Below are 8,360 nucleotides of genomic sequence, written 5' to 3' on the forward strand. Positions count from 1 at the left end.
AATTTCTGCAGGATGATCGCCCACGACCAGAAGGACGCGCCGACCAGCATGAGCATGACCAGTTTGACCGTTACCGTCGCCCGTGCGAACAACCCCCACAAGGAGAAATCGATCCCCTGCGCCAGTGCCAGCGTCTCTGCTTCCATCGAACCTGCTCTTTATTCTGCCCTGCCGGGCGCATTGCCTCTCGCGCCCGTTCACCGGGGCTTCATTTGGCGCGAAACTATCCCAGCGCAACCGTGATTGCCAGAATTATGCTGTATCCCGGGGTGAACCGGTGGACATTAAGCGAAGTTTCGCTGGCAGACGCGCAGGTCGGCCCGCAGGCCCGATGCAGACAACGGTCACGAGCGCCTCGAAAATCGGGGTAGCCTCGCGCAGGACCGTCTGGCGCATGACCATCCGCGCGGGAGAGAGCGATTCAAGCGTCGTGCGCACGGTCAGCACATCGTCGAAACGGGCCACGGCGATGTAATCCGCCTCGACCCGGCGCACCGCAAAAACGATACCCTCGGCCTTCATGGCCAGTTGATCGATGCCGAGATCACGCACCCAGTCGCTGCGCGCGCGTTCGATATAGCGCAGGTAGTTCGCGTAATAGACGATACCGGCCATGTCGGTGTCTTCGTAGTAGACCCGGATCTGTTTTTCATGTGGCTCGTTCATTCGCCCCCTCCTGGCTGCCGCGAAACCGGGATCCCGGCAAAGGCATAATCATGTCTTATTCTTGCCGCAAAGCTTAACCAAAATGAGACCAAGACGTAACTACTCCTTCCTTACCCACGGTTTAACGGAATGCTCGGCCAAGAACAGATCGCAATTGTCACGATGGACGCCTCCGGCGTGATCAGGCATATCAACCGGCCTGCGCTTTCCCTGTTCAACCAATCCGCCGCCCCGCTGGGTGATTTTCATATCGAAAGCATCATCGATTTCGGTGAAACGCCACTGGCGGAGCGGGTGGCCGCCTGCGCGGACGAAGCCATTTCTTCCGAGGTGCGAGGCATCAAGCCCTGCGGCGGGCGCTTCGACATGAATATCCAGATGGAATGCTGCCGCAGCGGCGTGATCATCATGTGCGAGGAGAAGAACGCCGAACTCGACATGAGCGACCCGGAACTCCTGCGCCGGCTGAGCCATGTGATCGAAAGTGCGCAACTGGGAACATATGAGATCGACCTGCGCGGAGGCACCTCCACCGTTTGCGAACACTGGCTGAAGCAGATGGGCTACAAGGCCCAGCCCGAAGATCCGCACCGCGCCTTCGAACGCCGTGTGCATCCCGAAGACCGGGCAATCGTGCGCAACGCGCTAGGCGACTGTATCGCGGGCCGTGCCCAGCGGACGGAGATCGAATTCCGGATCCGGCGCGTCGGTGAATGTGACTGGCGCTGGATGCGCTCCAACGCGACGGTCATCCGCCACGACGCCGATGGCACCCCGCTTACCCTGATGGGCGTGCAATGCGACATCACTGAAAAGAAGCTGGCCCAGGCCGAGCTGCAACAAAGCGAACACCGCTTCCGCGCCGCGATGGAACGTTCCCCGATCGGCATGGCGCTGTCCACGATGGATGGCAAATGGCTGGACGTGAACCCGGCGCTCTGCGAATTCCTCGGCTATCCGCGCGAGGAGTTGATGCGAAAGGGCTTCCGGCAGGTCACGCTGGTCCGTGACCGCGAAGCGACGATCCAGTCGGCCCGCGAACTGGTCCGCTCCGGCCAGAACAGCATGACGATCGAAAAGAAGTACCTCCACGCGAGCGGCGAATTGCTGACCGGGCAGCTAAGCCTGACGGTGGTGCGAGACGATATGGGTGCGCCGCAGATGTTCCTTTCCCAGATCGTGGACATCACCGAGGCCCGCAAGCTCGACTTCATGAAGAGCGAATTCATTTCCACCGTGAACCACGAGCTGCGGACCCCGGTCACATCGATATTGGGCGCCCTTTCCCTGCTGGAAGGGCTCTACACCGGGGCACCCGCGTCAAAGGAAACCGCGCTCATCGCCATCGCGCAGCGGAACGGGCTGCGTCTGAAGAACCTGCTGAACGACATTCTGCAAGTCAGCTCCCTGACCAGCGGCAGCAGCATCAAGGAGAAGATTCCCGTATCCCTCAAGGAAGCGGTGGATCAGGCGCAGGAGGCGGCACGGGATCAGGCTGCCGAATTCGATGTGAAGATCGAAGCACCTTTGATGGATCCCGCGCTGAAGTGTGTGACCGATCCCGACATGCTGTCGCAGGTGCTGCGCATCCTTCTGTCCAATGCGACGAAGTTCTCTGACCCCAAATCGGTGGTGACGGTAGAGATCTCCGCCATGGGGGCCTACAACCGGGTGACGATCTCCAACAAGGGGCGTCCGATCCCGCATAACTTCCGCAAGGTGATCTTCCAGTCCTTCGTCCAGTCGGACAAGACGGACACGCGGCGGCGCGAAGGCAGCGGGCTGGGGCTGAGCATCGCCAAGAAGATCCTCGACCAGCTAGACGGGCGAATCGATTATCACAGCGATGAGACCGGAACGAGCTTCTGGTTCGACCTGCCGGCGCATGGATCGAACGTCGTGCGGATGGCGGGGTAGCGGCCCCTCAGACCGGTCGCGTCAGCCGCGCCGCAAGGCGTAGCGCGTGCGCGGGATCCTGCGCGCAAACCGGCATCACCGGATCATAGGCCGCCCGCACCAGCACGGCGATGTCGGGGCGCAGCACCGTCGTTTCGCCTGTCGCCACCTTCAGCGGCGAACGGTCGGTAAAGGCCCTGTCGGACCACAGCAGAATGGACTGGACCGCCTGTGACAGCGCCAGCGTCTGGGCGGGCACGGCCTGCAGGTTTTCGTCCATCCGGATGAAGACGAAACAGGCCTTGATCGCCCCCTGCGGATCGAAACGGTAAAGCCGGTACTGGTTGGCCAGCGCCTCCGAAAGCCGGGCCACGAGGTCATCCAGTTCCGGCACCAGCCGGTCCATGCCTGGCACCTCCGGCAGTTCGGCCCAGTCCCGGAAGAAGAAGAACATCAGGTTGCTGCCCAGTTCGGCGTCCATCTCCGTCATCTCGTGCCCGGCGAGCGCGCAGACCCCCTGCACCGCCTCGCGCACAACGGCGAGCGTTTCATCCTGAACGCCAAAGACGATGGGCGCGATGGCCCGCCCCCAGCGGGCGAAGAGATAGCTGCCATCGCTGCGGGTGAAGAGGCTTTCGACCTCTTCGGGGGTCAGTGTGGCGGGGGTATCGGTATCGGCGTTCATGAAAAAAGGTCCGACTGGCCGCGCGGGGGCGTCATGCCCAGATGGCTCCACGCCCGCTGCGCCAGCATCCGGCCGCGCGGCGTGCGCTGGATGAGCCCCTGTTGCAGCAGATAGGGCTCGATCACCTCTTCGAGCGCGTCGCGGCTTTCGCTCAGCGCCGCGGAAAGGGTTTCGATGCCCACCGGGCCGCCCTGATAGCTTTCGCCAATGAGCCGGAGGTAGCGCCGGTCCGCCCCGTCGAGGCCGATGCCGTCGACACCCAGCCGCGTCAGCGCCATGTCCGCCAGTTCCCGGGTAACGCGCCCGTCGCCCTCGACCACGGCGAAATCCACGACCCGGCGCAGCAGCCGGCCCGCGATGCGCGGCGTGCCGCGCGCACGGCGCGCGATCTCCCTCGCGCCGCCCTCGTCGGCGGGGGCGCCCAGCTTGCGGGCGTTGCGGTCAACGATGACGAAAAGCTCATCCTCGGTGTAGAATTCCAGCCGGGTCGGGATGCCGAAACGGTCGCGCAGCGGTGTGGTCAGAAGCCCCATCCGCGTGGTGGCGCCTACCAGCGTGAAGGGCTGCAATTCGATCCGGACGGTGCGCGCCGCAGGCCCTTCACCGATCACGAGGTCCAGCTCGAAATCCTCCAGCGCGGGGTAGAGCACTTCCTCCACCACGGGATTGAGGCGGTGAATTTCGTCGATGAATAGCACGTCGCGCGCTTCGAGGTTGGTCAGGATCGCGGCAAGATCACCAGCCTTGGCCAGCACCGGGCCGGAGGTCATGCGGAAACCCACGCCAAGCTCGCGCGCCATGATCTGCGCCAGCGTGGTCTTGCCCAGCCCCGGCGGGCCGTGGAACAGCGTGTGATCCATCGCCTCGCCCCGCTGCCGGGCGGACTGGATGAAAACACGCAGATTGGCGCGGGCCTCGGCCTGACCCACGAATTCATCGAGCATCTGCGGCCGCAGCGCCCGGTCAGGATCATCGGGCATCGGTTCGGCCCGGAGGGTAGGATCGGCTTCTGTCATGAGTTCAGCCCATAACGGATGGTATGAAGACGGTCCATCCATGTGCGTTCAAGGCGTATGACGTCTTCGGGGGGCATGTCAGGCGAAACACGCTCCAGAATGGAGAAGCGGAAGTTCACCGGATCCCTGCGGCTCAGTTCGGCGGTCACGCCCGTATCGCGCGCAACGTGGGTCTGCCACCGACCCAGCAGGTTGGTTTCGCCATAGGCGGAACCCACGTACCGCGCACCATCGCTTTCATCGACGATCAGGTATATCCCGCGCCATTCCCGTAACCGGGCAGCGGCGGACGGACCCAGCACGCGCAGTTCGACGCCGTTGAACGTGGCTTCCCGCCAATCGCCCACCGGCGTGTCGAAAATATCTTCGCGCGAAAGCGCCACGACCTGCGGATCGAGCGTTTCCGCCAATCGGATATAAGCCCGGGTCCGCGTGGGGTTGATGACCAGTCGCCCGGAAAACTCGCTCATCTCCTGCCGACGATGCAGGCGGAAAAAATCACGGTCGGTATGGTTGCGGTGGTCCAGTCCGTAGTCTGTGAGCAGGCGCATGACGGTCGGTTCCCGCGCCAGTTCCTCGGCGGAGAGCCTCCCGCAGTTCTCCACGTCATACAAAGCCGCGAAAACGCAGGTTCCGTCTGCCATTCCGACAAAACTCGCAACATGGGGTCGGCCGGAAAGGGTACGGCCACCGGGCGCGCTGTGAATGTGCTGGTATCCGTCGAAAGCGAGGGGGTTGCGCATGAAGATATCCCCGAGTTTCGCGCGCAATTCCCGCTCCCGCGGGGTATGAAGCATGATGGTACAGCGTCTCGGTTCAAATCCGGCTTCTAGCAGTAGCTGGTTGAACCGGATCGGCATCGCCTCAGCCCTTCGGCGCGAGCAGTTTCAACGCTGCGCGGATCAGGGTGGGCGTATCCGCATCGGGCAGATCGCCTGCGGCCTGCGCCACGGCGCCTGCGGCATCGCCGGGCGCATAGCCCAGGTTGCCCAGTGCGGACAGTGCTTCGGCCTGCGCGGAGACGGTGGTATCGGGCACGCGGGGGGCGGTTTCAATCACCGCGTCGTCCCCGGCTGCCCCGGTGCCCGGGCGGGCGGGCGTTGTGCCGGTCGCATCGGCCAATGTGGTCCCCATCGCCATGACGGCGTGGGCCTTGTCCTTCAGGTCCAGCACCACGCGCTGCGCGATCTTGGGGCCGATGCCCTTGGCGGCCTTGATGGCGTTCCAGTCGCCCAGTGCCACGGCGCGGCTGACGCCGTCGGGCCCCAGCGCCCCGAGGATGGAAAGCGACGCCTTGGCGCCCACCCCCTGCACGGAGGTCAGCAGGCGGTGCCATTCCTTTTCCGCCAGCGTGCGGAACCCGAAGAGCTGCATCAGGTCTTCGCGCACCACCAGATCGGTATAGAGCGCCACATGTTCGCCCACCCCCGGCAGGGCCGCGAGCGTCCGTTCCGAACAATGTACGATGTAGCCGACGCCCCCGGTGTCGATCAGCACATGATCCGGCGCGCGCAGGTCGATCCGGCCCGTGATCTTGCCGATCATGCCCGGGCCGCCCGCGCCACGGCGAGCGACAGCGCATCGATCCCGCCCTGATGGGCGTGGCAGATCGCGATGGCGAGCGCATCGGCCGCATCCGGCCCTTCGATCACGACACCGGGCAGCTGCATTCGCACCATATGGGCCACCTGCCCCTTGTCCGCATGGCCGACGCCGACGACCGTCTTCTTGATCTGGTTGGGGGCATATTCGCCGATGCTCAGCCCCGCCTGCGCGGGTACCAGCATGGCGATGCCACGGGCCTGCCCGAGCTTCAGCGTACCGGCCCCGTCCTTGTTCACGAAAGTCTGTTCCACCGCCGCGCTCTGCGGGCGATAGGTCGCCAGCACGCGGGTCAGCTGCGCATGAAGCGACAGCAGCCGAAGCGCCAGTGTCTCCCCGTCCGATGTGCAGACGCCGTTTGCCACATGCGCGATGCGGCTACCGGCGACGTCGATCACGCCCCAGCCCATGTTGCGCAAGCCCGGATCGATTCCGATCACACGTATCACAGCACTCACCCCTGCCCGATTCATCTTTGTCTGTTGTTTTTTTGTTGCACTAGCACGAAAGGCGAACATCCGCCAAGAAATTCGGTCCTTGTCCAGACGCGACATCCAAGGCGTCGCTTTGAGGACACGGTTCCTGAAACCGCCACACCGAAGACTGAAAACGACACATTCATCACCCCAATTTACCCTTTGATAACCTTCGGTTAGCGCCTATTCGACCTATGCAAAACGCGCAGAGCACACATGCAAATCTGGCGATTGCGGCGGGCAATCCGGCAGCCTAACTCGGCCGCAGAAGCCGGACGGTCCGGCCTCATATCTATGGAAGGACGGCTCGCATGGCTGCACTCGATACCACCCGCACCACCTACGGCACAGCGTCGGCCGTAAACCGTACAATTGTTTTCCTGACCGATCTGGTCGCTTCGTTCGTTTCCTGGAACGACTCCCGCGTGACCCGCAAGGCGCTGTCCTCGCTGTCGGACCGTGAGCTTGAGGACATCGGCCTGATCCGTGGCGATATCGATTACGTCGCCAACTCCTACCTCATCCGCTGACATCGACCCTCTACCGGGCCGGGAAAGCCGCGCTTCCGCAACCGGAGCGCGGCTTTTTTCATGGCACCCGCAAAATTGCCGGACCGCCGCGCGCCCCGGGCGGGCTATCGCAGCACCGGGCCGGTAAAGCCGGCTATTGCATCGGTCAGCGGATCGATCTGCAAGACCCATGCGCCCGCGCGTTCCAGCGGATTGCCCGCCTGCAGGTTCGCGAGGCGTTCGTTGTAGGTGACGGGGCCGATGGCGGCGAGGATGAAGGCTTTGAACACGAAAAATCCGACGGTCAGCAGCCCCAGCCCCCGCAAAGGAAAGGCAACGCGCGCGCGCCGCGGCCTGACCACGATAAGCCCGTCGCTTCGTACACTGGCGACATAACCATTCGACATCCGGGCGTGCTTTTCGCTCAGCAGGGTCAGGCGTTCGTTAAACTTGTCATGACTCTGGATCATGGCAGCCTCCGTGAACTCTCGGCCCCCACCGTTCGTCAAGGAAAACCATACAAATCAATTATGGCATTTTCGGGGCAACTGCTCCAATTTTGCCATAAATGGTGCTGAATTAAGGCGACTTCTGCATCGTCAGCGTCGTCCAGTCACCAATGCTCTCTCGGTGTACCGGATTGATGCCGAAACCGGCATAAACGGAAATCACCTCGTCCGCCTGCTCGTTCAGGATGCCCGACAGAATCGCGTATCCGCCCGAATCAATCGCGCCGGCCATATCCTCGGCCAAAGCGATCAGCGGACCTTTCAGAATGTTGGCGAACACCAGATCGAAAGGGGCTGCGGCGGCAAGCTCCGGATGGTCGAAGCCCGCGGCCTCGATGCAGTGCACCCGCCCTTCGAGATCATTCGCCTTCACATTGGCCCGCGCCACATCCACCGCCACGGCGTCGATATCGCTGGCCTGCACCGGTGCGTCCCACAGCCGGGCGGCGGCCATGGCCAGCACCGCCGTGCCGCAGCCCACGTCGACCACGCTGCGCCCGGCAAAGCCGTCGTCGGCCAGCCGGTCGAGCGCGCGCAGACAACCCAGCGTCGTGCCATGGTGACCGGTGCCAAAGGCCATGGACGCCTCGATCAGCAGCGCGATGCGGTTGCCTTCGGGCAGTTTGTCCGCGTCATGGCTGCCATAGACGAAGAAGCGCCCCGCCTCGACCGGGGCAAGCTCCCGCCGGACATGGGCCACCCAATCGGTTTCGGGCAGTTCCGAGACCGCGAAATCCCCTGCCCCCTTGGCCGCTGCCAGCAGGGCAAGGCTGGCGGTATCCGGCGCCTCTTCGAAATAGCCGCCCACTTCCCACAGGCCCGATCCGTCCTCCATCTCGAAGACACCGACGCCGGTGGGCGCGGGCTCCAGCCGTTCGAGCGCATCGCCCAGCGCATAGGCGGCCTCTCGGCCCGGCACGGTGGTCAGCGCGGTAAAGGTGGGCATCAGCGTCTCCGGTATCTGTCGGGATTGGGATAGGGGCGCGGATAGTCCGGATCCG

10 protein-coding genes and 1 pseudogene are annotated in these 8,360 nt (G+C 63.7%); 2 read left to right on the top strand and 9 right to left on the bottom strand.

Features of this window, described 5'->3' with window-relative positions:
* Together A3764_RS04685 and ybgC are read right to left on the bottom strand one after the other, a co-directional pair.
* Positions 1–146 (bottom strand): annotated as a pseudogene (locus A3764_RS04685) (Tol-Pal system subunit TolQ); the annotation flags it as partial.
* A 106-nt stretch (positions 147–252) separates the two neighbouring features.
* Positions 253–666, bottom strand: a complete 414-nt coding sequence (gene ybgC / locus A3764_RS04690; RefSeq protein WP_067928591.1) for a tol-pal system-associated acyl-CoA thioesterase — start codon at positions 664–666, stop codon at positions 253–255.
* A 129-nt stretch (positions 667–795) separates the two neighbouring features.
* Here ybgC and A3764_RS04695 point away from each other — a divergent pair, with 129 nt between their 5' ends.
* Positions 796–2,583, top strand: coding sequence for a PAS domain-containing sensor histidine kinase (locus tag A3764_RS04695; protein WP_067928588.1), 1,788 nt, complete (start codon positions 796–798; stop codon positions 2,581–2,583).
* A gap of 7 nt (positions 2,584–2,590) precedes the next feature.
* On the opposite strand, the gene A3764_RS04700 is transcribed toward A3764_RS04695, so the two are convergent.
* The 5 genes from A3764_RS04700 to ruvC all read right to left on the bottom strand — a co-directional run bounded on the left by A3764_RS04700 (position 2,591) and on the right by ruvC (position 6,311).
* Complete coding sequence (locus A3764_RS04700) at positions 2,591–3,247, bottom strand: hypothetical protein (RefSeq protein WP_067928584.1); 657 nt, start codon at positions 3,245–3,247, stop codon at positions 2,591–2,593.
* Positions 3,244–4,263: a Holliday junction branch migration DNA helicase RuvB gene (gene ruvB / locus A3764_RS04705; RefSeq protein WP_067928580.1), complete on the bottom strand. Its 1,020-nt coding sequence runs from the start codon at positions 4,261–4,263 to the stop codon at positions 3,244–3,246. Before ruvB ends, A3764_RS04700 begins: the two co-directional genes overlap by 4 nt.
* The gene (locus A3764_RS04710) at positions 4,260–5,060 is read right to left on the bottom strand and encodes a GIY-YIG nuclease family protein (protein ID WP_150122069.1); all 801 of its coding nucleotides are present in this window, start codon (positions 5,058–5,060) and stop codon (positions 4,260–4,262) included. Before A3764_RS04710 ends, ruvB begins: the two co-directional genes overlap by 4 nt.
* 67 nt (positions 5,061–5,127) lie before the next feature.
* Positions 5,128–5,808 carry a Holliday junction branch migration protein RuvA gene (gene ruvA, locus A3764_RS04715; protein WP_067928573.1) on the bottom strand — a complete coding sequence of 227 codons (681 nt, stop codon included), beginning with the start codon at positions 5,806–5,808 and terminating at the stop codon, positions 5,128–5,130.
* Positions 5,805–6,311 (bottom strand): crossover junction endodeoxyribonuclease RuvC, encoded by a 507-nt coding sequence (ruvC, locus tag A3764_RS04720; protein WP_150120944.1) that lies wholly within the window; start codon positions 6,309–6,311, stop codon positions 5,805–5,807. The genes ruvA and ruvC overlap by 4 nt, the downstream gene beginning before the upstream one ends.
* Positions 6,312–6,652: 341 nt before the next feature.
* Here ruvC and A3764_RS04725 point away from each other — a divergent pair, with 341 nt between their 5' ends.
* On the top strand, positions 6,653–6,871 hold the full coding sequence (locus A3764_RS04725; protein ID WP_067928569.1) for a DUF1127 domain-containing protein: 219 nt from the start codon (positions 6,653–6,655) through the stop codon (positions 6,869–6,871).
* Positions 6,872–6,975: 104 nt separating this feature from the next.
* Here A3764_RS04725 and A3764_RS04730 read toward each other — a convergent pair whose 3' ends face one another.
* Positions 6,976–7,320, bottom strand: a complete 345-nt coding sequence (locus tag A3764_RS04730; protein ID WP_067928564.1) for a hypothetical protein — start codon at positions 7,318–7,320, stop codon at positions 6,976–6,978.
* 109 nt (positions 7,321–7,429) lie between these two features.
* Positions 7,430–8,305 carry a 50S ribosomal protein L11 methyltransferase gene (locus A3764_RS04735; protein WP_067928561.1) on the bottom strand — a complete coding sequence of 292 codons (876 nt, stop codon included), beginning with the start codon at positions 8,303–8,305 and terminating at the stop codon, positions 7,430–7,432.
* Positions 8,306–8,360: the final 55 nt, after the last annotated feature.

It is taken from the genome of Sulfitobacter sp. HI0129 (assembly GCF_001635395.1).
In the GTDB taxonomy this organism is placed as follows: Bacteria; Pseudomonadota; Alphaproteobacteria; order Rhodobacterales; family Rhodobacteraceae; genus Sulfitobacter.

Excerpts from the sequence above, each read along its gene's own strand:
- A3764_RS04735 (WP_067928561.1), bottom strand. The coding sequence starts at position 8,305 with ATGCCCACCTTTACCGCGCTGACCACCGTGCCGGGCCGAGAGGCCGCC.
- A3764_RS04725 (WP_067928569.1), top strand. The coding sequence starts at position 6,653 with ATGGCTGCACTCGATACCACCCGCACCACCTACGGCACAGCGTCGGCC.
- ruvB (WP_067928580.1), bottom strand. The coding sequence starts at position 4,263 with ATGACAGAAGCCGATCCTACCCTCCGGGCCGAACCGATGCCCGATGAT.
- ybgC (WP_067928591.1), bottom strand. The coding sequence starts at position 666 with ATGAACGAGCCACATGAAAAACAGATCCGGGTCTACTACGAAGACACC.
- A3764_RS04695 (WP_067928588.1), top strand. The coding sequence starts at position 796 with ATGCTCGGCCAAGAACAGATCGCAATTGTCACGATGGACGCCTCCGGC.
- A3764_RS04700 (WP_067928584.1), bottom strand. The coding sequence starts at position 3,247 with ATGAACGCCGATACCGATACCCCCGCCACACTGACCCCCGAAGAGGTC.
- A3764_RS04730 (WP_067928564.1), bottom strand. The coding sequence starts at position 7,320 with ATGATCCAGAGTCATGACAAGTTTAACGAACGCCTGACCCTGCTGAGC.
- ruvA (WP_067928573.1), bottom strand. The coding sequence starts at position 5,808 with ATGATCGGCAAGATCACGGGCCGGATCGACCTGCGCGCGCCGGATCAT.
- A3764_RS04710 (WP_150122069.1), bottom strand. The coding sequence starts at position 5,060 with ATGCTTCATACCCCGCGGGAGCGGGAATTGCGCGCGAAACTCGGGGAT.